The organism is Salinivibrio sharmensis (assembly GCF_001995985.1).
Lineage (GTDB): Bacteria > Pseudomonadota > Gammaproteobacteria > Enterobacterales > Vibrionaceae > Salinivibrio > Salinivibrio sharmensis.
Map to the genome: position 1 here is coordinate 47994 of NZ_MUFC01000010.1, position 21307 is coordinate 69300.

General features: G+C 50.0%; 20 protein-coding genes. 6 read left to right on the forward strand and 14 right to left on the reverse strand.

Annotated features, from left to right (window positions below):
* The 6 genes from BZG74_RS10595 to BZG74_RS10620 form a co-directional block, all read right to left on the reverse strand.
* On the reverse strand, positions 1–429 hold the full coding sequence (locus BZG74_RS10595; protein WP_077772572.1) for a VOC family protein: 429 nt from the start codon (positions 427–429) through the stop codon (positions 1–3).
* 16 nt (positions 430–445) lie between these two features.
* Positions 446–1156, reverse strand: a complete 711-nt coding sequence (locus BZG74_RS10600) for a DUF4336 domain-containing protein (RefSeq protein ID WP_077772649.1) — start codon at positions 1154–1156, stop codon at positions 446–448.
* A gap of 72 nt (positions 1157–1228) precedes the next feature.
* Complete coding sequence (locus BZG74_RS10605) at positions 1229–1522, reverse strand: hypothetical protein (protein WP_069587570.1); 294 nt, start codon at positions 1520–1522, stop codon at positions 1229–1231.
* A gap of 12 nt (positions 1523–1534) precedes the next feature.
* Positions 1535–2083 (reverse strand): lipocalin family protein, encoded by a 549-nt coding sequence (locus tag BZG74_RS10610; protein WP_077772573.1) that lies wholly within the window; start codon positions 2081–2083, stop codon positions 1535–1537.
* Between the two features lie 99 nt (positions 2084–2182).
* A complete protein-coding gene (locus BZG74_RS10615) occupies positions 2183–2506 on the reverse strand; it encodes a DUF4144 family protein (RefSeq protein ID WP_077772574.1) in 324 nt (107 codons plus the stop codon).
* Entirely contained in the window at positions 2503–2865 is a 363-nt protein-coding gene (locus BZG74_RS10620) for a DOPA 4,5-dioxygenase family protein (protein WP_077772575.1), read from the reverse strand. Before BZG74_RS10620 ends, BZG74_RS10615 begins: the two co-directional genes overlap by 4 nt.
* A gap of 177 nt (positions 2866–3042) precedes the next feature.
* On the opposite strand from BZG74_RS10620, the gene BZG74_RS10625 reads away from it, so the two are divergent.
* Complete coding sequence (locus BZG74_RS10625; protein WP_077772576.1) at positions 3043–3516, forward strand: peroxiredoxin; 474 nt, start codon at positions 3043–3045, stop codon at positions 3514–3516.
* Positions 3517–3558: 42 nt separating this feature from the next.
* On the opposite strand, the gene BZG74_RS10630 is transcribed toward BZG74_RS10625, so the two are convergent.
* The 6 genes from BZG74_RS10630 to BZG74_RS10655 form a co-directional block, all read right to left on the reverse strand.
* Positions 3559–5193, reverse strand: a complete 1635-nt coding sequence (locus tag BZG74_RS10630; protein WP_077772577.1) for an acyl-CoA synthetase — start codon at positions 5191–5193, stop codon at positions 3559–3561.
* Between the two features lie 146 nt (positions 5194–5339).
* Positions 5340–7427 (reverse strand): TonB-dependent siderophore receptor, encoded by a 2088-nt coding sequence (locus tag BZG74_RS10635; RefSeq protein ID WP_077772578.1) that lies wholly within the window; start codon positions 7425–7427, stop codon positions 5340–5342.
* Positions 7428–7580: 153 nt separating this feature from the next.
* Positions 7581–8093, reverse strand: a complete 513-nt coding sequence (locus BZG74_RS10640) for a YbaK/EbsC family protein (RefSeq protein WP_077772579.1) — start codon at positions 8091–8093, stop codon at positions 7581–7583.
* Positions 8090–8881: a substrate-binding periplasmic protein gene (locus BZG74_RS10645; RefSeq protein ID WP_077772580.1), complete on the reverse strand. Its 792-nt coding sequence runs from the start codon at positions 8879–8881 to the stop codon at positions 8090–8092. The genes BZG74_RS10640 and BZG74_RS10645 overlap by 4 nt, the downstream gene beginning before the upstream one ends.
* An 83-nt stretch (positions 8882–8964) precedes the next feature.
* A complete protein-coding gene (locus BZG74_RS10650) occupies positions 8965–9405 on the reverse strand; it encodes a GNAT family N-acetyltransferase (protein WP_077772581.1) in 441 nt (146 codons plus the stop codon).
* Positions 9406–9417: 12 nt separating this feature from the next.
* A complete protein-coding gene (locus BZG74_RS10655; RefSeq protein WP_101494696.1) occupies positions 9418–10002 on the reverse strand; it encodes a nucleoside deaminase in 585 nt (194 codons plus the stop codon).
* Positions 10003–10294: 292 nt separating this feature from the next.
* On the opposite strand from BZG74_RS10655, the gene BZG74_RS10660 reads away from it, so the two are divergent.
* Together BZG74_RS10660 and BZG74_RS10665 are read left to right on the forward strand one after the other, a co-directional pair.
* Positions 10295–11329 carry an efflux RND transporter periplasmic adaptor subunit gene (locus tag BZG74_RS10660; RefSeq protein WP_235605749.1) on the forward strand — a complete coding sequence of 345 codons (1035 nt, stop codon included), beginning with the start codon at positions 10295–10297 and terminating at the stop codon, positions 11327–11329.
* A gap of 10 nt (positions 11330–11339) precedes the next feature.
* A complete protein-coding gene (locus BZG74_RS10665) occupies positions 11340–14432 on the forward strand; it encodes an efflux RND transporter permease subunit (protein ID WP_077772584.1) in 3093 nt (1030 codons plus the stop codon).
* A gap of 80 nt (positions 14433–14512) precedes the next feature.
* Here BZG74_RS10665 and BZG74_RS10670 read toward each other — a convergent pair whose 3' ends face one another.
* Positions 14513–15406, reverse strand: a complete 894-nt coding sequence (locus tag BZG74_RS10670; protein WP_077772585.1) for a LysR family transcriptional regulator — start codon at positions 15404–15406, stop codon at positions 14513–14515.
* A gap of 90 nt (positions 15407–15496) precedes the next feature.
* On the opposite strand from BZG74_RS10670, the gene BZG74_RS10675 reads away from it, so the two are divergent.
* Positions 15497–16426: a DMT family transporter gene (locus BZG74_RS10675; RefSeq protein ID WP_077772586.1), complete on the forward strand. Its 930-nt coding sequence runs from the start codon at positions 15497–15499 to the stop codon at positions 16424–16426.
* Between the two features lie 85 nt (positions 16427–16511).
* Here BZG74_RS10675 and BZG74_RS10680 read toward each other — a convergent pair whose 3' ends face one another.
* Positions 16512–17759, reverse strand: a complete 1248-nt coding sequence (locus BZG74_RS10680) for an NAD(P)/FAD-dependent oxidoreductase (protein WP_077772587.1) — start codon at positions 17757–17759, stop codon at positions 16512–16514.
* A gap of 324 nt (positions 17760–18083) precedes the next feature.
* On the opposite strand from BZG74_RS10680, the gene BZG74_RS10685 reads away from it, so the two are divergent.
* Complete coding sequence (locus BZG74_RS10685; RefSeq protein WP_077651347.1) at positions 18084–19310, forward strand: ATP-grasp domain-containing protein; 1227 nt, start codon at positions 18084–18086, stop codon at positions 19308–19310.
* Positions 19303–21282: a hypothetical protein gene (locus BZG74_RS10690; RefSeq protein WP_077772588.1), complete on the forward strand. Its 1980-nt coding sequence runs from the start codon at positions 19303–19305 to the stop codon at positions 21280–21282. The genes BZG74_RS10685 and BZG74_RS10690 overlap by 8 nt, the downstream gene beginning before the upstream one ends.
* Positions 21283–21307: the final 25 nt, after the last annotated feature.

Below are 21307 nucleotides of genomic sequence, written 5' to 3' on the forward strand. Positions count from 1 at the left end.
TTAATCCAAGACCAGGCTGCCGTTATCATCAAATTGCCAACAATCGCCATAAGCCACTTCCCAAAGATAGTCATCCGGATCGGCAAAGTAGCCGCTGTAGCCTCCCCAAAAAACGTCTTGTGCAGGTTTAACGATCCGACCACCACAACGCTCTGCCAGCGCCAGTACCTCGTCGACCTCTTCTTTAGATCGCGTGTTATGCGCCAATGTGATACCACCAAATCCTGTCTCGTTAACGGTGAGTCCGGGTTTAATATCATCGGCTAACGAGTCAGCGGGATATAACGCTAATCGCGTACCTGCCGTACTAAAAAACACAATCCCCTCTTCGGGATGACTATGCGTGGGAAACCCCAGCTGGCGATAGAAATCATAAGAGTGAGAGAGATCTGCAACCCCCAATGTGATGATACTAATTCGTGCTTCCATACCGTTGCTCCTTCGCTTAATGAGTAGGGGCATTGAGCCGCTTTTCACCTAGCCATGAAAATGCGCGCAATAAATGAGGGACAGCCGCTTCTACAATTTCGCCATGTGCCATGACTAGGCGTTGCGGTGCCCAGTTGATCACAGTACGAATATGTTTTGCTAATTCATCTTTATGAAACCAAAAACTCAATCGCCAATCGAGTGGCGTTTTACCATTGGGTGCTGTCACGCCTGCCCACTCAGCAATTTTGCGTTTAAAAGGTGAAAATGCCTCTGGGCGAAAATTTTCAATCAGATCAGTGACAATCAACGTTTGACTTTGCCGATGGAAAAACACGCATTCTGTCATTACTGGCGAGCCGGTAATCAAACACTGAGCGATTTCATCCTTCCAAGCTGGCTCCGACACGTCCTCAAAACAGTGGTCAAAACAAAGATCATCTCGTTTTTTCGCCACTTGTTGGGTACCCATTAATTGTGCGTCAGGAAACACCTCAACCCATTCGGATAAAAAGAGGTGATGCAATTGGTTAGGAGCGATTAAATAACGCACTCTCCCTAACGACGCTAGCTCAGTGCGTAATGCATCGGTAAGCTTTACCGGGCTGTGAATCCATAGGGAGTGATCGGCAAGCCTCACCACCACCACGCGCGTGGTATAGGGTAAGGCAAAGAAAGGGACCGCTTCACCATCAGCGATCCAAATTGACGTATCGAGTTGATACACAGCATCCTCCTCATGGCCGACTTTACACTGTAGCTTGTCAGCCATAAGGTAAGTGTGCGAGTAGTCACAGCCTTACAGTGTATCTAACTCAATATGTTGATTGATGTTTTTCAGTGTGACCCCTGCAGCAGTGAGGCGAGTTTGTATATCATTCAGAACGGCTTGGTAGTCATCACTCCGTTTAAAGCTGGCTAGTGTCTGCTGGTCTTTAAACATCAACCGCACGATTAAGCTTTGTGGAAAACGCTGATAATTCACCTCATGCGTCAGCCACTCGAACCCCGCGATGTTCTCCATCGTGAGCTCACAAACCTCTGTCAGTGCCTCTCGAATCGCTTTGTCATACTTCTTGTCTGTTTTTCGCATGGTGCTTCTCTTTTACTGCTCATTGCTCTTATGTTTGGGATCCGTGCGAGTGTGATCGACAAAAATCAGCCCTTCAGTGGCAAAACCCCGCTGTTTCGCCGCTGCAATAAACTGTTCCTTTACCGACTCCGAGACGGTTGGCGTGCGCGATAGCAGCCATAGGTAATCGTGGGCAGGCCCCGAGATAAAGGCATATTGGTAATCATCATCCAGCTCAAACACCACATATGACCCATAAAAAGGCCCAAAGAATGAAACCTTCAGGTACCCCGTTTTATCATTTTCAACGAAGTACGCCTTGCCTTCCGCTTCTTGCCATTTTCCCTCTTCACGGCTGTAGCCACGATTAATCACTTTCACGCCACCGTCTTCACGCAACGAATAGGTCGCGGTCACATCCGACAATCCTCGTTCAAACGAGTGATCCAGTCGCGCCACTTCATACCAAGTGCCTAAATAGCGGTTAAGGTCAAAGTTTGTTACTGGCGTGACTTGTTTTGGCATTCCTAAGCATCCGGTCAACACTAAGGACAATAACCCAATCATCCAGCCTTTTTTCATTGTATTACCCTTATCACGCTTTGTTGTACTCACGTATTCCCATGCCTTAATTAGGCAGAGTCAAAAGTTCAGCTCATTAAAACATGACAAGCAGCCTGATCAATCAATACGCTTGTCCAGACTATGAATGGCACTCACTGTATCTGTGAAGTGAATTTTACTGACACAACACTGCCCTTGCTGCGCATAATGCGCTTGGACACGCGCCACGAGCTGCTCAAGTGGCATGATTTGCCCACTCGGCTGCCAGTGCTGACCGCCGTCTTGGCTTAGCCAGCAAACGCCTTGGCTATCCACCAGCCGATCATCTTCTGTGATCACGTTTTCGCTCAGCGCGTTAAGCGACGCCGGATCGGAGGCAAACGAGAGTTCGTCATCGCCATGCCAAATCAGGAGCGCCGGATAGTCAAGAAACGTATTCATCGCTTGGGCTTAAACATGGCCAGATTGAGTTCAACAGACGAACCCATCCAACCGACATGGTCAGTGTGATCTATGTAGTCATCGCCCGTCACGCCATGCAAAAACACGGTTAAATCGCCCCGATGCGCCTCAAGCCATGCCATCACCTCATCGAACGCAGCGTTGTCAAAGGCGATCTGAAAGCTCCACTTTGGATGTGGGCCAACACATTTGCGATGAAAGCGGCCAAGATCGATCGGCAGTGACGATGCAGCGGCTGCTTGATAGATAATATCCGCCTGCGCTTCGGTATCGGCCTCATAGTAAACATGGGCGTGGTAAGCCTGATGGCGGTTTGGAAAGTCAGTGATTAATGACATTTAGATTCTTCTGCACATCGGTGTGAATGATAAGAGTTTACGTTAAACCAGCACATATAAAAAGTGGCTCCCTGTATGGAGCTCGACGGGTAATTCCTCGTCAGTCTGAGTATATAGGCACGCCATGTCCGTGCTAAGCTGGGGCTGAACCCATACACCAGAACACAAGGAGCTACCATGATTGAACAAGGACAACCTTTGCCGAGCGCTACGCTTAGCGAACTCACTGCTGAGGGAATGCAAACCCACGATATACCCGCCCTTTTTGCCAACAAGAAGGTTGTGCTGTTCGCGGTGCCGGGTGCCTTTACCCCAACCTGTTCAGAGTCGCACTTACCGGGTTTTGTGGTTAAGGCAGACGAGATTAAAGCAAAAGGCGTCGATATGATTGCTTGCGTCTCCGTCAACGATGCCTTTGTGATGCAGGCGTGGGGCGAAGCACAAAACGCCAATCAGATTCATATGCTGGCCGACGGTGATGGCAGCTTTACCCAAGCGCTAGGCCTGGAAATGGACTCAGGGAAGTTTGGGGGTATTCGCTCGCAGCGCTATGCGATGGTGATTGACAATGGCATCGTCACGCATTTGAACCTTGAAGCGCCAAAAAGCTTTGACGTCTCCAGTGCCGAGGCGATTCTCGCCCTGCTGTAGCAGTTAAGTAGCGGTGGCGCTTTCTCGCCACCGCTTCGCTATTTACACTGACTTTTCAGTGACTTTACGACGAAGCACATACTTTTGCACTTTGCCCGTCGAGGTTTTCGGGAGCGCGGTAAAGATCACCTTTTTCGGCGCCTTGAAGTGCGCCATTTGTTCTCGACAGAAAGCAATAATGTCAGCTTCGGTCACGGCGGATGCTTCGGTCGTTTTGACAAATGCACAAGGGACCTCACCCCATTTTTCATCGGGCATCGCAATCACCGCCACTTCTTCAATATCAGGGTGACGGTACAGGACGTCTTCCACTTCGATACTGGAAATGTTCTCTCCGCCACTAATGATAATGTCTTTGAGTCTGTCCTTGATTTCGATGTAATTGTCGGCATGCCATACCGCTAAGTCGCCAGTGCGAAACCAGCCGTTACTCATGGCATCTTCCGTCGCGCTCGGGTTCTTTAGGTAGCCTTTCATTACGATGTTACCGCGAACAAAAATCTCACCCAGCGTGCCACCATCTTTTGCCACTGGTTTAAACGTCACTGGATCGGCAACCATCAGTCCACCTTGCATTGGGGCCCGAACACCTTGGCGTGCTTTCATGCGTGCTTTTTCTTGTTGCGAGAGTTGATCCCAGTGGTGTTGCCAGTCACACACCACACAAGGGCCGTAAGTTTCAGTGAGGCCATAAACGTGGGTCACTTCAATCCCCATCGCTTCCATCCCTTCAATTACAGAAGCCGGTGGTGCCGCCCCTGCGGTCATCGCTTTAACCGTATGGTGAATCTCAGCTTTTAGCGCCGGATCTGCGTTATTCATCATGTTCAGCACAATCGGCGCACCACAGAAATGGGTCACTTTGTGGGTTTTTATCGCATCAAAGATAGGCTCTGCCCTGACATGCCGTAGACTAACACTCACCCCCGCCGTTGCGGCCACCGTCCATGGGAAACACCAACCATTACAGTGGAACATGGGTAGCGTCCATAGATAAACAGGATGCGCATCCATATTCCAAGACAACGCATTACTCACCGCATTCAGATGGGCACCGCGATGGTGATACACCACGCCTTTGGGGTTGCCGGTTGTGCCTGAGGTGTAGTTGAGTGAAATGGCCTGCCATTCATCGTCTGGCAATGTGTACTGATAATCACCATCGCCTTGTGCTAAAAAGGTTTCGTAAGTGGTCTCAGTGATACATTCGCCATGTGGATAGAGCGGATCATCAATCGCAATCACCAGTGGGCGGTGTTTGATCATTTTTAACGCCCGCTTAGCGACGGCTGTCATCTCTTTGTCGACGATAAAGACTTTGCTTTCTGCATGTTCGAGGATAAACGCGACGGTTTCCGCTTCCAGCCGGGTATTAATGGTATTGAGAACGGCACCTGTCATCGGCACGCTAAAATGCAACTCAAAGACTTCAGGTAGATTGGGGGCCATTACTGACACCGTATCACCCAGCCCGATGCCGGCTTGACTCAATGCCGAGGCAAATTGACGACATCGCTGATCCACTTGCTGCCAACTCCAACATAAATGACCATGAACGCTAGCCGGATAATCTGGATAGACGCTAGCGGCTCGCTCAAGGAAAGAAAGTGGACTCAGTGTTTGATAGTTGGCTGGACTTTTGTCCAAGCCAAGTTCATAGATGTTACTGGCTGACATAACGCGCTCCTTGCTGACTTTGTCTAGATAACTAGATCAACCTAGCATGTCATCAAGCTTGCGCTATTCAACTTAAGTCGATAAGGCGGCGATAACGCAAAAAAGGCCCAGCAATGCTGAGCCTCGGTAATTAATGATACGTGAAGTTAGAAGTGTAATGACGCGCCGAGTATGACTTTGCGCTCTTCGCCCAACGTGGTTTTATTTTGTACACCACCGGCGAGATAGCTTTCGTTGAAGAGGTTTTCAACATTCACACTCAGTTTCAAGTCCGTTTGTTCACCGGCTTTGATGGTATGGCCCACACCTGCATTCACTGTAGTGTAACCTGGCTTATGATAGGTATTTTTAGTATCGCCATAACGATCACCGACGTAACGCGCACCCACGTTCACATAGGTTTGGTTATCGACATCATAGCGAGACCAAATGCTGGCGCCCCACTCTGGTGTGTCAGCAGGCTGTTTGCCATCGTTCGCAAGATTGAACGGGTCTTCGATGCGTGCATCTAAATACGTCGCTGAGCTATGCACTGACCAACTGTCAGTCACTTGACCGGCAAGGCTGACCTCAACCCCTTTATGCGTTTGTTTACCTAATTGTGTAGTGCGTGAAGTAAGACTGCCTTGTCCGGTGATTGCCTCTTTGATCACTTTATTTTCTTGTTCAATTTGGAACAAGGCGGCACTAAATAACGCTTGGTCGTTCAATAACGATTGTTTATAGCCGAACTCGTAAAGCTTACCCTTCACCGGCTTTAGTGCCATGCCGTCATTGATATCGGTATCACTATCAACCGGATTTTTTGGCTCAAAGCTCTCGGAATAGGTCACGTACAGGGTTTGTTCCGGCGATGGATGATACATCACCGCGGCTTTAGGCAACACGTTATAGTACGTATCCGTCTCGTTATCCTCGCGATCGTAGCGAAGCCCTGCAAGCAGCTGCCATTGTGGATTCAATGTCATTAAGTCTTGCGCATAAAAGCCAATGGAATCAGTAGGCTCAGGATCACGCGGAGTTGCTGTGCCATAATGGATGTCCGGCTCTGGATACGCACCACCAATCACGGCGGTTTGGTTTTTCTCCATCACACGCTGACCGACATAGTCATTACGCAGCGCATTGGTGCCAATCAGCACTTGGTGATCGATATTTCCGAACTGAAATGCACCGGTGACATCAATATAAGCCGTATCCAGTACCCAATTGTCGTGACGGTCCATGGCAAAGTATTTGAACGATTGGGTATTGGCGTCGTACGTTTCGCGCTGTCCGAATCCTTCATGGTAATGACGTTTGTAGTCTTGGCGATTGTAACCTGCTTTGACTTTCCAATCCGGCGTTAATTGGCTGACGATATCGACTCCGTAGTTCTCGACATCAATGTCCATGAAAGACCAAGGCGCTTCCCAGATAAACTGGCTACCCAGTTGCGGTTTACCATTGATGATGTTGGCGCCGTTATCGCTGCTACTGTCATCAATCACACGATCATAATGAAGAGAAAGCTGGGTATCGGGCGTGATGTCGTAATCTAGCATCAAGCCAGCAATTTGGCGGTCGAGCTCAGGTTCACTGCCATCTAAATAGCGACGTGATGAGCCCTCGCTTTGTTTCGATAGCACCATCCGGCCACGTAACGTGCCGCTCTCGTTGAGAGAACCCGACGCATCGGCGACGGTGTGTTGATAATCGTTAGTACCGATTTTCTGGCTGATTGACGCTTGGAACGCAGCTGTTGGTCGTTTGGTGACCATATTCACCAGACCGCCCGGTGCGGACTTGCCATAGAGCAAACCTGCTGGCCCTTTTAATACCTCAACGCGTTCCATCAGCTCAACAGGATGTCGATAATAAGACCATTGCTGCTGGCCATTACGCAAGTAGCCTGTTCCGGTATCAAGTTCAAAACCACGTAGCATGAAAATCTCACGATTGCGGTCCGTACCACCTACACCAATGCTGGCGTCATTTACCAACACATCTCCTAATGTCGTGGCGTTTTGCTCTTGAATCAGCGTTTGGTCCATCACAGCCACTTGGCCCGCTGTTTCTAGTTGGCTGACATCCATTCGCATCGCCGTTTCATTGCTATTAGCTTTAAAACGTACCTGATGGCCTTCAACCACATAGACTTCATCAACGGGTTCAGTCGGGTTGGTTGCAGCTGCACTGGCTAGGGGGGACAGTGCGACAGCCACAAAAACGGCAAGGGGGTGTTTTTTCAACATGAGACTTCCTATAGCTAACGATTATTTGAACGCATCGGAACATAAACGATAACCAGTCTCATTTCTATTTATTTTCATTCATACGCAACTGTTTGCGCTTTTTTTCGTCAATATTGTATAAGTTATGTTACAATTCTTCGAGGTTTCATCAACTTACTGATGATCCACCGTTTGATACCTTCGGCCTATACCTTGTAGCCAACGAGCGAGATCTTGCGTGGCTATGACCCAAGTTTGATCGTGACAAAAAGGCTGACACTCCACCGCTTGGACTTGCCATATTTCATTCGCGATCACCAGACTGACGCGATGCTCAGGATCGTTCATTACATCAAATACCGATACGGCACCTGATTGTGCCTGCAAATAGGTGTCGAGTTGCTGCGATGAGGCAAACGATAGGCGAGACGTCCCCAAGGCTTCACTCAATCCGGCTAAATTGACGGTGGCTTTGCCCGGTAATACCACCAAGAAAAAGCGCTTTCCCTTTCTATCCTTCAACAACAAGTTCTTGGTCGGGTTTGCATCAGTATGCAAACCGAGCGCGTCTGCTTGTTCACACGTATAGACAGGCTGATGACGGTATATAGTTACTGAAATACCGTGCACATTGAGGCTTTGAAGCAGCGCAGCCTGTTGACCTGAAAGTGGTGGATTACCCGTCATAACGATCCTATTTGAAAATAATGTTGACGAAGTTTTTCTATCTCGCCACGTTGCGCTGCGGACACAAGATAGTTGTTTATCAACACGACCAAATCATTCGCTTGTGGCGCATAACGGCTGATCTGAGCATGAAATGCTTTAGGGTTAGGTAGAGAGATATAGGCAAGATCGCGTGAAAATTGATAAAGCCCCAAGCGAATGCCACCCAATACAGGCTCGATTTCACTGGCAAGAAAGCGGCACCGCCCCGCTTCCAACATCCGCAAGGCTTGCTGCAAGGTATTGGCTTCAAACCTCGGCTTAGGGTTATCGCCAAAGCCGGCATAATTGTAGCCATTCACACCACACACAGAGCCTGATATGGGTAAGGTTGGCTGAGCGGAGGTCGTTGGATCACCGATGTACAAATAGCCGAGAGAGATAGAATACAAGGGCGCTGTCAGTCGACTGTACTGTGCACGCTCGGGTTTATAGCTCGCATCCCAAGTCAGATCGCAGCGACCCGACTCTCGCGCCAATTCATGCTGCACGCGTGCCCAAGGCATCAAGACCAGTTGATAAGTAATGTCATTGCTCTCTAGAGCAGACAACACCAAGTCTGTGGCAAACCCCGTTAAAGTGTCCGCTTTTTGCTGACGCGTTTCTCCCTGCCAATAGGTGTATGGCGGCCAAGGGCTACCGTCACCCACACAAACCTTGAGTGGCTCTGAGGTCGATGGTGCGGCCCATAGTTGAAAGGAGAAAAGAGTTAGCCAAATCGCAATACACGCTTGTGTCCAATGGGTCATCCAACCACTCACTATGTTGACTCGCTACGCTGTCTATAAGACTAGCATGCCCTCTCGATCGACATGGTCAAGCGCTTTGCTATTTATTCGGACGTTGCGGTTAACGACAACGAAAGCGTGAGAACCGCATCTCGGCTGCGCCCTGTCTCCACAAACCCCAGCGCTTGATATAATGAAACAGCTGGATTTTCTGCAAAAACACGCAAGGCTAAATGCGCATAGCCAGACGTTTGCGCATAAGCGATCGCCCAAGCGATTGCCTCGCGGCCGATCCCTTGCCGCTGCTTACTCGGCTCTATCTGTAAATCGCGGATAAAAAGCGTTTCACCGTCTGCCTTCAAGCGAATTACGCCACAACGCTTTCGCTCATGGCGAATTTCATAATTATCAAAAACTCGCCAACTTTCCATAAACATCTGTGGGTTCCAAGCGATTTTTCTCGCTTCATAGTAAGGGGCCATATTCTCTTGGGTCAGCTTTTGGCTGTAACTGGCATCCGTTGTCGGACCAATCGCAACATCCATGTCGTTCTCCTCTTATCCACGCTTGGCTAAACGCGCTTTAACGGCACTCACACCTTGCCAATCTTCCAACTCTTGTTCGGGGTGCTCGGCTCTAAATTGCTGATACAGCGCAATGCCCTGTGGATCTTCCAGCACATCAACCATCACCCCTTTCTCTTGCAGCATCATCTCGTTACCGCTCGCACTGGTGATATCCCCTACCACCACTCGAGAGAAACCGCGCATGGTGATCAATGCCGCACACACATCGCATGGGCTTAAACTGGTAAACAAGGTTGTTTGGCTAAAATCAATTCGCCCAGCATCACGTATCGCCGCCGTTTCACCGTGGTTGTAAGGGTGATTTTCTTGCACCAAGGTGTTGTGTCCTTTACCCACTATATGACGTGTTTCATTGTCAATAATCACCGCGCCGATGGGGCATCCTCCTTCCTCAGCGCTTTTTTGGGCTAGCAGCACCGCAATGCGCATCAAGTCCGCATCAGTTAGTTTTTGGCTGAAGCTGTTATCCACCAGCACCGGCAAACTGCGCGTTGGCATATGCGCCATGGCACGCAGCGCTGCTTCGTTCACCGTGCTGTTTGCATTGAGTAGCATCCGCTTTCTCCTCATCCTCTCTGACAGATAACGTTAGACTGCGTCATACCACAAGATCATCAATTTACTCGCAATTAATGAACCAAACAGTGATAAGGTTTGTATTGGTCAATTCGATATTTGTTATTGGTTTAATCGACCTTTTGCGCCTTCGTCTGTACTTGTTAGCCAAGGGTGGTGATAGCAACTCTGTTCAGGGATTTTTATGATAAAACGTTTGATTATTATGTTAGTCGCATGTGGGCTCGTTTTTGGGGGAATTTTTGCTTACAAAGCAGTAGGCAATCATTTTATGAACCAATTCTTTGACAACATGCCTGCCCCCACGGTCACCGTGACGGCCACCACAGTCTCAACCCACCCATGGCGAGAACAACAAACCACCATTGGTAGTTTTGCGGCCATTAATGACACCCAGCTAACTACCGAGGCAAGCGGCATCGTCAACAATATCTTGTTCGACAATGCGACATCGGTGAAAAAGGGACAATTGCTCCTCACGCTAGATGCCAGCGTTGATGAGGCAGAATTACGTCGGCTCGAGTCCGTCGCAGAGCTTGCTCAACTTGAGTTGAGACGCTATCAACGGCTGTTTAAAGATAAAAATGTCTCTGAATCTGAGCTAAAGCGCAAAGAAAGCGAAGCCAAACAAGCGATTGCCGCTGTCGACAGCCAAAAAGCGCGCATTGAGCAAAAGTCATTAACCGCGCCTTTCGACGGCATCATTGGCATCCGAGAAGTCAGTCTTGGCCAACTCATTGCGCCGGGGACAGCCGTTGCGACACTCACGTCAGTGACCCCCATCCACCTCAACTTTACCTTACCCGAGCAGCAGCTCAGCACGCTGGAAAATGGCCAAACCGTTTCTGCCACGATTAGCGCACAGCCCGACGAGGTCTTTACCGGCACAGTGACTGCGATTTCGCCGGTTGTGACGCCCTCGAGTCGCAGTGTCGACATTCAAGCCACCTTTGACAACCCAGATGCCATTTTACGGTCAGGCATGTTCGCACGCGTGAGTCTTGATCAAGGTGAAGAAACGCAAAATGTCTTGCTGGCACCACAAAGCGCGATTCAATTTAATCCGTATGGCAACGCAGTCTTCGTGATCCAGGAGAAAGACGATGCATTAACGGTACAACAGCGCTTTGTGCAAACGGGCGCGCGCCGCGGTGACATGATTGTGATTAAAGAAGGTCTTCAACCCGGTGACCGTATCGTTACCTCCGGCCTCCTCAAGCTCCGTAACGGCAGCAACATCAAGATCAGTGACAATGAGCGTGTTCAGCCGAGCGAAGATCTTGATCCCAACGTTGTGAATCAATAGGAGCCATTCGATGCGATTTACCGACGTCTTTATCAAGAAACCCGTCTTGGCCTCCGTGGTGAGCCTATTCATTATCTTGCTCGGCTTACGCGCCATCACGGACATGAATGTGCGTCAATTCCCCGAGATCAAAAATGCAGTGGTCAGTGTCTCTACCACTTATATCGGTGCAGATGCCGACCTGATTCAAGGGTTTATCACCACGCCGTTAGAGCGTGAAATTGCTGCCTCTGAAGGGATTGATTACTTAGTCTCGACTTCAACCGCCGGTGTGAGCACCATTGAGGCCTACTTGCGTCTGGATTACGATCCGAATGAAGCACTCACACAAATTGCCGCACAGGTGAATAAGGTGCGCTCTGAGCTACCTGATGATGCCCGTGAGCCCGTCGTTACCCTGCAGGTGGGGGAAACAGTCGCGGCTATGTACCTCGCGTTCTACTCTGACGTCCTCACTGACAATCAAATTACCGATTACTTGGTCCGGGTGGTCGAGCCACAACTGTCGACGATTCCCGGTGTCCAGCGTGCTGATGTGTTAGGTGCCAGTAGCTTTGCGATGCGGATCTGGCTCGACTCGGTCAAAATGGCCGCTTACGATCTCACAGGCACGGATGTGATTGCCGCCCTGCGCAGCAATAATGTGCTTGCTACGCTGGGGCGCACCAAAGGCCAAGACGTGGCGATTGATTTGAACGCTGCCACCGACATTCATGACGTTAAGCAGTTTGAAGATTTGGTGATCAGCAGTGATGGCCAATCTGTTGTGCGATTGAGTGATGTGGCGACCGTTGAGCTCGGCGCCGAAAGTTACCAAACGTCGGTGAACTTTAACGGGCTTGATGCCACCTTTATCGGCATCGAAGTCTCGCCAGATGCCAACGCGCTGGATGTGATTGAGGCGGTGAATCAGGTGTGGGATGCCGACATTACCACCCAATTGCCTCAAGGGTTATCGGCCTATATCGCCTATGATTCAACCGAGTATATTGATAACGCCATTGATGAAGTGGTGATATCGATTATTCTCGCCCTAGCCATCGTGGTGTTTGTCATCTATGGCTTTTTGGGGTCATTACGCTCAGTGGTTATTCCTGCGGTCGCGATCCCCGTATCGCTCATCGGCACCTTCTTTTTAATGTGGCTACTAGGATTTTCCATCAACCTCCTGACACTGCTTGCCATGGTGCTTGCAATCGGTGTGGTGGTCGATGATGCGATTATCATGCTTGAAAACGTGCACCGCCATATCGAAGAAGGCAAAAGCCGAACACAAGCTGCGCTTGAGGGCGCGCGCGAACTGGCGTGGCCGATTATCACCATGTCGACCACCTTGGTCGCGGTATTCCTGCCCATCGGCTTTGTTGGTGGCTTAACTGGGGTACTGTTTGTTGAATTTGCCTTTACCCTCGCCGCATCGGTGATCTTATCCGGCGTGGTGGCGCTTACGCTCTCGCCTATGATGTGTGCCTATGTGCTTAAGCCCTATCAAGCGGACAAAGCGACCCAAGAGCGCTCCCTTGAGCACTGGCTGGATAAGCAGTTTGACCGATTGCATCATCGCTACCAACGCACACTCCATAGCTTGTTGAATACCAATGCGGTGATCCTCACGTTTGGCGCGATTGTTTTAGTGTCTTGCTATTTCCTGTTTATCACCAGTCCTTCTGAGCTTGAGCCCGCTGAAGACCAAGGGTTTGTGTTCTCCATACTCGAAGCCGACAGCCAATCCACGCTGGATGCGTTGTCTGCCAGTACTGACGAATTAAACCGACTGATTGACGATGTACCAGAAATCGACAACGTCTTTATTATCAATGGCTCTGGCGGCACCAATAACGCAATCGCGGGTATTGTACTTGCGCCATGGGATGAGCGAGAGCGCAGTACCCAAGCGATCTTGGAAAACGAGATTCAACCCTTTATGGACAGCCAACCAAGCTTAAGTAGCTTTGCCTTGGTGCCTCCTTCACTGCCATCTCCGGGCGGCGGCACACCGGTTGAATTTATTATCGGTTCAACACAACCCTTTGAAGCAATTAATGAAGTCGCGAACAATATCGTAGTCAAAGCGATGCAAACGGGGCGGTTTATCTTTGTCGATACCGATCTGAGCATTGACCGCCCCAAACAAACCGTCAACATTGACCGTGAAAAGGCGGCTTTGATGGGCGTGAGCATGCAACAGCTTGCGGCAGATATGGGCTCACTGTTATCTGGTGCGGATGCGGGACGCTTTTCACTTGAAAACCGCTCTTACCGAGTGATCCCCCAAGTTGCACGTAATGAACGTCTCACGCCAGAACAGTTGCGCCAGTTTTATACCCGCAACCAAGACGGTGAATTGGTTCAGCTATCAACGTTAGTGACCTTAGAAGAAAGTGTGCAGCCCCAAGCATTGCGCGGTTTTCAGCAGCTGAATGCGGTGAAAATTTCTGGTGTACCGCGCCCTGGCGTGCCCTTGGGGGAAGCGCTGGGTGTACTCGAAGAGATTGCGGCGACAGAATTGCCAGCAGGCTTTAGTGTCGATTATGCCGGACAGTCACGCCAGTTTATGAGCGAAGGCCAGCAACTGGTCGTGACCTTCTTCTTTGCTTTAATCGTGATTTTCTTGATCTTGGCGGCGCAGTTTGAGTCGTTTAAAAACGCGATCATTATTTTGGTCACCGTGCCAATGAGTGTCTGTGGCGCGCTGATATTTATCAGCCTCGGCTTTACCACCTTGAACATATACACCCAAGTCGGCTTACTCACCCTCGTTGGTCTGATTGCCAAACACGGGATATTGATCGTCGAGTTCGCCAACCAGCTCCAACAAGAAGGACGGAGCAAACGTGAGGCGATTGAAGAAGCGACCGCCATCCGTTTACGCCCTATCTTGATGACCACGGCAGCGACGGTGCTCGCCATGATCCCGCTCTTGATTGCCTCAGGCGCCGGCGCAGGGGCCCGTTTTGCTATGGGGCTGGTGATTGCCAGTGGGATGACATTGGGCACCTTGTTCACCCTGTTCGTGGTGCCTGCCATGTATCTGTTCTTAGCCAAAACCATCACGCCGGCATCCACCGAGTTATCGCCAGCGAGCACGCACCATAGTGATTAATCGAAAAATCGTACCCATTGGGGCCACTGAAACGTGGCCCCTTTTATATCGAAATCAGCCCTTTTATGCCTGATTACGCGCTAAGAGGATGTAAAACGCGCGAGGACGAATTCCACCAACAATCGAACGCGCAAGGGCACTTGTTCTCGGTCTCGATAGAGCAAAAATAGCGTACGCGCTCGACTGCACCATTGCGGCAACACGCGCTGTAATTCGCCCTGTTCTATCAAAGGTAGCGCGGAATAATCAGGAATATAGCCGATGCCAAATCCGGCTTGCACCGCATGGGTTAACATTTCAATTTCATCCACTTCGGCACGTATGCCCGTGGTGGCTTGATAATCAAACGCCTCCCCCGTTTGATGGTGTGTGAGCTCCCAAACCGTCATCGGATGACAAATCACCACCGGCTGACCACTCAGATCATTGGGTGAGCGCACGTCGTGATAGTCACTGTCAGGACTGGCACACAAAATGAAGTGAATATCGGTGAGCGGCCGTGCAATCCAATTTTCTACCACTGGATTCCCGACTCGAAACACCACATCCATGCCTTCCGCTTCAATATCTATCAAGCTATTGGAAAAGTTAAGATCCAGTTGAATCTCGGGGTACTCACGCATAAAGTCGAAAAAGACGCAGCGTAAAAACTGCTTACCGGCATTGATCGGTGCGCTAATACGAATTTTGCCTTGGGGGTGATGTTTCTCACTGACGAGATCATCATTGAGTGCCTGCAACTCATCGAACAATCCTGCGGCACGATCAAAGTAGCGATGACCAATTTGGGTCAGCGAGATACGATGTGCATCGCGATTGAGTAAACGCAGAGCAAGATCCTGCTCAAGCTGGCGAATACGACGACTTAGGGTGGATTGCGGCATGGCAAGCTGCTGCGCTGCGGCTTTAAAGCTCCCTAGCTGCGCCACGGTACAAAAACAGCGTAAATCGTCTAACGAATAGTTAGGTTTCATATTTGGAATCTACCGTTCTGATATTGCCGGTTTATTCATATTTTGAAACTTATACACTAGCGCACATCACTCAACAAGTCAGGTCTTGCTATGACAACTACTGCTTCACTGTGGAAAGCCATTGCCCTTCTCATTTTATGTGCCTTTTTTTGGGGCAGCACTTTCCCAATTGGTAAAGATGCGCTGAATGAAGTGAATGCGCTCACCTTGGTCTTTTGGCGCTTTGCCGTCGCCGCAATTTGTCTAAGTTTTTATCTTAAGCTCACCCGAACCCGCGTCCCCACACTCAGCGCTAAACAATGGCTGTGGGCGACTACCGTCAGCGCCGTGGGGATTGGCGGTCTTAACCTCTGTTTGTTCACTGGGCTCGAGTACACCCAAGCGACCAATGGGTCATTAATCATGGCGCTCAGCCCGTTGGTGACTTCACTTATCGCCTGTATCGCGATTCGCGCATTGCCGCGTAAAGGGCAAGTTTTCAGCTTGGTGGTAAGTTTATCGGGCGTGCTCGTGGTAATCACCAATGGTCAATGGCAGATGCTCAGCCAATTAAACTTTAACCAAGGCGATCAGATGATTTTCACTGGCATGTTTGCATGGAGTGCATACACCTTCTTCAGCCAAGGCATTGGCCGTTGGATGCCGGTGATCCCCTACACGTTTTTGGGCATGCTGAGTGGCGCAACCGTCATTGGCATCATGTGTGCGCTTACACCAGAGGTTCATCCATTCGGCGAAGTCTGGGCTGCAAGTCCGCTGGCCGTTTCCGAACTTCTTTATATCGGTGTACTGGGTACCGTCGCCGGTTACTTACTCTGGCTCAACGGCGTGCGCCATCTAGGTTCAGCCAATGCAGCACTCTTTTTTAACTTTGTGCCTGTGTTCGCGGTACTCACCGCGTTTTTGATGGGACAAGCCGTGAGCCAACTTCAGGTGGTGGGCATTGTGATTGTGATCGCTGGGCTGTTGCTGCCACGCCTCCCTCACCCACGCCATTGGCGCGTTGCTCGCGTCGCGTAGTCGTACTGGTGTAATACAATTAAATGTTAATGGGGAGCGTACCATGGAGTCATGGCCACAATGCGCTGCCCATTATTGGTATGCACTATCTTGCAAACCGAGTAACGCTATATGGGCGCATGTCGACGTCCGGGGTTTCTCCATCCATCATTTGCCCTAATAATTTCCCGGTGACTGGCCCTAAGGTAAACCCTTGGTGTCCGTGACCAAAGGCGAGCCACAGCCCTTTTCGTTCGGGTGCCTCACCTATCACCGGCTTCATGTCGGGCATGCATGGACGCCCCCCTTTCCATGGCGTTTCATCAACACGTTCACCGATCGGATACAAAGCCCGCGCTTCTTGCTCGGCTGCTAGAAGCTGACTCTGATCCATGGGCGCATCCAAGGCGGTTAGCTCTGCGCCCGTAGTTAAACGGATACCTGCACGCATAGGTGCCAGTAAATACCCCACTTCGGCATCCATGATCCAATGATTAAGCGGCTTTTTCTCATCGCATTGGTAATGCATATGATAGCCACGCTTGGTAAACAGAGGCACCTCTAGACCTTGTTGACGCAACCAGTAAGAGGACCAAGGGCCCATTGCCATTACCACATGATCAGCTTGCAGACGCTCTTGATCGGTTTCAATCACCCATTGTTCACCAGTTTGTTGCAGTGATTGCAAGTTTGCGAGCTTTACCTCGCCGCCCTTAGCGATGACATCGTCGGCATAAGCCTTAACCAAGGCGCCAGGGTCAGTGACAGTCCAGGGTTGCTTCCAGTGGATCGCCCCTGCAACCGAAGCGGTTAAACCGGGCTCCATTCGCGCCACTTGCTCACCATCCAGCACCTGGTATTCCACGTCGTAAAGCGCCTTATCTGACGCAGCTCGCGTACACTCTTCGTCTAGGGCTTTTTGGGTACGGAATAGCTTTAGGTAACCCTCTTTGCGGATCAATGCCCCCGCTTGCGCAGATGTAATCATCTCCTCATGAGTCTCTAGAGATTGCATGATTAACGCCGCATACTCTGGCACCAATTGTTTGTATTTACTCTCACTGGAACAGTGCCAATACTGTAATAACGGATGAGCTGCTCGGATCACACTGGTGGGACGGTAGCGGATGTCGACGGAACGATTCGGCAATACGCGCAACAAGGTGGCAAGATCGCGGGGAAATGCGTAGGGCCTAACTGCTTCGCGCTGAATAATCCCGGCATTACCAAACGAGGTCTCTTGCCCTGGTGCCACCCTATCAATAACAGTGACATCGTAACCTCGGTTTAAAAGGTGCCACGCCACCGACACACCGACCATGCCTGCACCTAATACCACTACCCGTTTTGCCATACTTCGCTCCCTGAATACCTTGAAATTATGTTTTTATTGTTCTTTGCTTGTCATTGTGCGGTTGTGTGCTTTTTGCTCATAAGTTACAAGCTTTTAACCGATGCAGGTAGAGGTATTTGACAATCAATCTCACACTTTTTCGACCACCCCGTCCCTTTCAGATGAGCTCAAGCAAGTAAGTCTTTGTCAATGAAACAATTCATTATTCTTACTGATTCCAGCTAGCTAGCGCACACTTCCAGCAGAGAAACAGGGACACGTGGTTACTATTTACACCTAGCTATGTGACAGTGATGACACACATTCGACGTAGAAGGAAGCAATATGGCTGACTATGATCCAAACAAAGGCTTCGTCGCCATCCTGGGATGGAGCCTAAATGCAATTGATGCGATTAGCCGTTTCGATCGTAAATATGTCGTTGTTGCCCCGACATGGGCAGAAGAGTACGCCAAAGAACATGATATTCCCTATTTGCCGTGGGATTTTGAGCGCCTCAATGATCGCTCATTTGAAATTGCCACCACCTTGCAAGAAATGGGTGTCGATGTCGCCATTCCACTGTTCGAAGAAACCGTAGAGTGGGCCGGCGCCATTAACGCCGTGCTGCTTAAAAACCCCAAATTGATGGGACAGTCACTTCTCTTTCGTGATAAGTCCTTGATGAAACGCCGTGCACAAATCGGTGGTATTCGGGTTGGAATCTTTGAAGAAGCGCAAGATAAATCCGACGTGGTGCGTTTTCTACGCCGGGTTAACCAAGCGTTGCTAAAACTTGATGGCGACCCGAACGATCCCATTCACCTCAAAGCCTTTGACAAAGCTGGCTGCGAAGGCCATTGGATGGTGCGTGAGCCTGATGATCTCGATCGTGTCTCCGATGAAGAGTTTCCACTGTTGATGGAAAGTCACCTCGATGGTTGGGAGTTCGCGGTCGAAGCATTTATTAAAAACCGCAAAATCCAGTTTTTAAACATCTCCGAATACGTCACGCTCGGCTACTCGGTATTTGTTCCTGCCTCCCCCGAGTTGGAAAAGTATCGCGAAAAAGTGACTCAGGAAATCGAGAAGCTGATTGAAGCGTTTGATATTGATTTTGGCTTTATCCACCCTGAATACTTTGTGACCAACGATGGGCAAATGTACTTTGGTGAAGTGGCTTACCGCCCACCCGGTTTCCAAGGCTTTGAAATTATTGAACGCGTCTACGACTTTAACTGCTATCAAGGTATGGTCGTCGCCTTCGACCCACACACGACTGACGAAGAGCTAGAAGCCTTTTTCCCAACGCCTATCAAAGATGCAAAAGGGGTCGCGGGTACCTTTGGGGTCTATCCAAGACGCCGGGTAGTGAGTCAATTAGCCATTCCTGAAGAGACCGAGAACCACGAGTACTTTGAATTTCATGAGCTACAATCACCCATGGAAGGGAAAGTGCCTAAACGCAGTGCATTTGGCACACACTGGGGCTTGCTCCACTTTTATGGTGAAGATCCCCACGTTATGCGTGACTTATTAAAAGCACAGGAAGATCTTGATTTCTATGTCTAGCTTACTGAATAAGCTTGATCATGCCGTTGAACAACTTGGTCAAGTGAGTTCCATCGCCAAAGCGCGCCACCAATTTCACGTGATTGATATTTGTGGGCGTGTATTGGCGCAGGATGACGGCATTAACCAACTTTACTCTCGTATTGTGACCCTCACCGAAGCAGGCCTTTTTGAGGGCACAGATTGGGGCCAGCCTGAGTACTTAGTCGCGAATCTGGTGCCAGACACCATAGCCCACGCCGACAAAGCAACCGTGGTGCTAGATTGTCTCAGCCAGCTTCGGATGCTAGCTATCGTCCAGGGGAAGATCTCTTCCCCTCTGTTCTCTCAACAAGAAGCGCACCAGTTTCTTGCCAAGGTATTGAGCCTCAATTTATCGCTCGTGATGGGTCTCACCGACGAGTCGAGCCGTATTCGACTTGGTGCAACGGCCCCCGCCATTAGCACCCTATATCGTTTTATTCTCAGTCACCTGGGCTACGAAACCATTCTCAGTGAGCTGGTTGATGAGGTCTGGCGCGTGCTCGCGCAACGTCCTATCCAAGTCAACCCCATCAAGGCGATGATCAATCAGATCTCTATCTTAGTATCGCAGGAGCAGATTAACTTAGGTGAAGCCAAGCTTGGCATCGATCGTCTTGTGAGTGCGTTATACGGCCCAACCCAGGGCTGTTATGACGACCCAGGGCTAGATGCTTACTGTGAGCGTCTTGGAGCAATGGACAGCAATGCTTTACAGCAAGAGGCGTTGGGATTTGCACGTGCGATGCATGATGTCGGTTTAGCATCTGATTACCACGCCATATTTTTACGGTGGTTACTGGACAATGAGGGCAGCGACACACTCCCCACCGCGCTAGGTTTAAGTAATACTGGCTTAGACTGCCTAGTGACCTATCGTCAGCTGGTGCATACACTGATCCAAGAAGCAATCTATCCGCAAACCGCGCAAGCTGTGTATGGCTTGGCAATGATGCTAGAACGGGGTGTTCTGTTCGATGCGCCTGTCGCCCCGAGTCTGTGGCGTCAGATTCATCTCAACCTACACCCAGACGTCGCCCATACACTGACCTTGGCCTTTGGTGAGCAACTCCCCGCTCGCGTTCATCTGTTAGCGGGTGTCATGTCAGTGCTTGGCCAGCCGCTAGGTGTGGCTCAAGGCAACAACCCGACTTGCCAATCGGCACGTGCAATATCCATGTGGGCGTATAATGACCCTGATTACTTACTTAACTGTATCGTTCAAGTTGCTTGCAATCAGAGCCTACGCATGCATTTTGAAGGACAGTCGTTAGACTCTCACACCCTCTTGCAAGGTCTGAGCACTGCGTTACCATTTGATACAGACCCAGTGTCAGTTGTTCTCGTCCCGCATCTGGACAAACTTTATATTGAAATGGGTCGACTGTGTGTTAACCGTGAGCAAGACCCGCATAAATGGATCAACCCAGAGTTTCATGGTTGGTACGTGGGGCGTGAGTTCATGATTGCCGTTGACGTTAAAACAGGACAACTCAAAGAGTTTGATAGTTTTATCGAGCGCTTCTACCGCAGTTATCATCCGCTTTATAACGGCAACATACCCGTTATACACCCCCAGCCGGTTGGGATCGCCGTCACTAGCAGCCAAGGTCGATTTGTCGGCTGGCACGCGATAACCTTGATACGTATCGCCCTTGACCAAGACAGCGTCATGCGGGTGTATTTCTACAACCCCAATAATGACAGCGGCCAGGACTGGGGGCATGGCGTGGTGGTGTCAACGCAAGGGAAAGGAGAGCAATACGGGGAAGCTTCCCTGCCCTTTGAGCAGTTTTTATCTCGACTATACCTGTACCATGATGACACGATTCAAGTCGGTATAAAGAGTCCTCTACCCAGTGAAGCTCTCAATGAAATCAAACGCATGGCGCTTGAAAGCTGGGCACAAGATCGCGTAGAAAACAACCCAAACATCGCTGTTAACGGCTAACAACCAGCCTGTTCAGTGCTCTCGG

Coding starts and splice junctions, on each gene's coding strand:
- BZG74_RS10650 (WP_077772581.1), bottom strand. CDS start 9,405: ATGGATGTTGCGATTGGTCCGACAACGGATGCCAGTTACAGCCAAAAG.
- BZG74_RS10625 (WP_077772576.1), top strand. CDS start 3,043: ATGATTGAACAAGGACAACCTTTGCCGAGCGCTACGCTTAGCGAACTC.
- BZG74_RS10635 (WP_077772578.1), bottom strand. CDS start 7,427: ATGTTGAAAAAACACCCCCTTGCCGTTTTTGTGGCTGTCGCACTGTCC.
- BZG74_RS10610 (WP_077772573.1), bottom strand. CDS start 2,083: ATGAAAAAAGGCTGGATGATTGGGTTATTGTCCTTAGTGTTGACCGGA.
- BZG74_RS10595 (WP_077772572.1), bottom strand. CDS start 429: ATGGAAGCACGAATTAGTATCATCACATTGGGGGTTGCAGATCTCTCT.
- BZG74_RS10690 (WP_077772588.1), top strand. CDS start 19,303: ATGTCTAGCTTACTGAATAAGCTTGATCATGCCGTTGAACAACTTGGT.
- BZG74_RS10675 (WP_077772586.1), top strand. CDS start 15,497: ATGACAACTACTGCTTCACTGTGGAAAGCCATTGCCCTTCTCATTTTA.
- BZG74_RS10640 (WP_077772579.1), bottom strand. CDS start 8,093: ATGACGGGTAATCCACCACTTTCAGGTCAACAGGCTGCGCTGCTTCAA.
- BZG74_RS10685 (WP_077651347.1), top strand. CDS start 18,084: ATGGCTGACTATGATCCAAACAAAGGCTTCGTCGCCATCCTGGGATGG.
- BZG74_RS10615 (WP_077772574.1), bottom strand. CDS start 2,506: ATGAATACGTTTCTTGACTATCCGGCGCTCCTGATTTGGCATGGCGAT.
- BZG74_RS10660 (WP_235605749.1), top strand. CDS start 10,295: ATGAACCAATTCTTTGACAACATGCCTGCCCCCACGGTCACCGTGACG.
- BZG74_RS10680 (WP_077772587.1), bottom strand. CDS start 17,759: ATGGCAAAACGGGTAGTGGTATTAGGTGCAGGCATGGTCGGTGTGTCG.
- BZG74_RS10645 (WP_077772580.1), bottom strand. CDS start 8,881: ATGACCCATTGGACACAAGCGTGTATTGCGATTTGGCTAACTCTTTTC.
- BZG74_RS10630 (WP_077772577.1), bottom strand. CDS start 5,193: ATGTCAGCCAGTAACATCTATGAACTTGGCTTGGACAAAAGTCCAGCC.
- BZG74_RS10665 (WP_077772584.1), top strand. CDS start 11,340: ATGCGATTTACCGACGTCTTTATCAAGAAACCCGTCTTGGCCTCCGTG.
- BZG74_RS10605 (WP_069587570.1), bottom strand. CDS start 1,522: ATGCGAAAAACAGACAAGAAGTATGACAAAGCGATTCGAGAGGCACTG.
- BZG74_RS10670 (WP_077772585.1), bottom strand. CDS start 15,406: ATGAAACCTAACTATTCGTTAGACGATTTACGCTGTTTTTGTACCGTG.
- BZG74_RS10620 (WP_077772575.1), bottom strand. CDS start 2,865: ATGTCATTAATCACTGACTTTCCAAACCGCCATCAGGCTTACCACGCC.
- BZG74_RS10655 (WP_101494696.1), bottom strand. CDS start 10,002: ATGCTACTCAATGCAAACAGCACGGTGAACGAAGCAGCGCTGCGTGCC.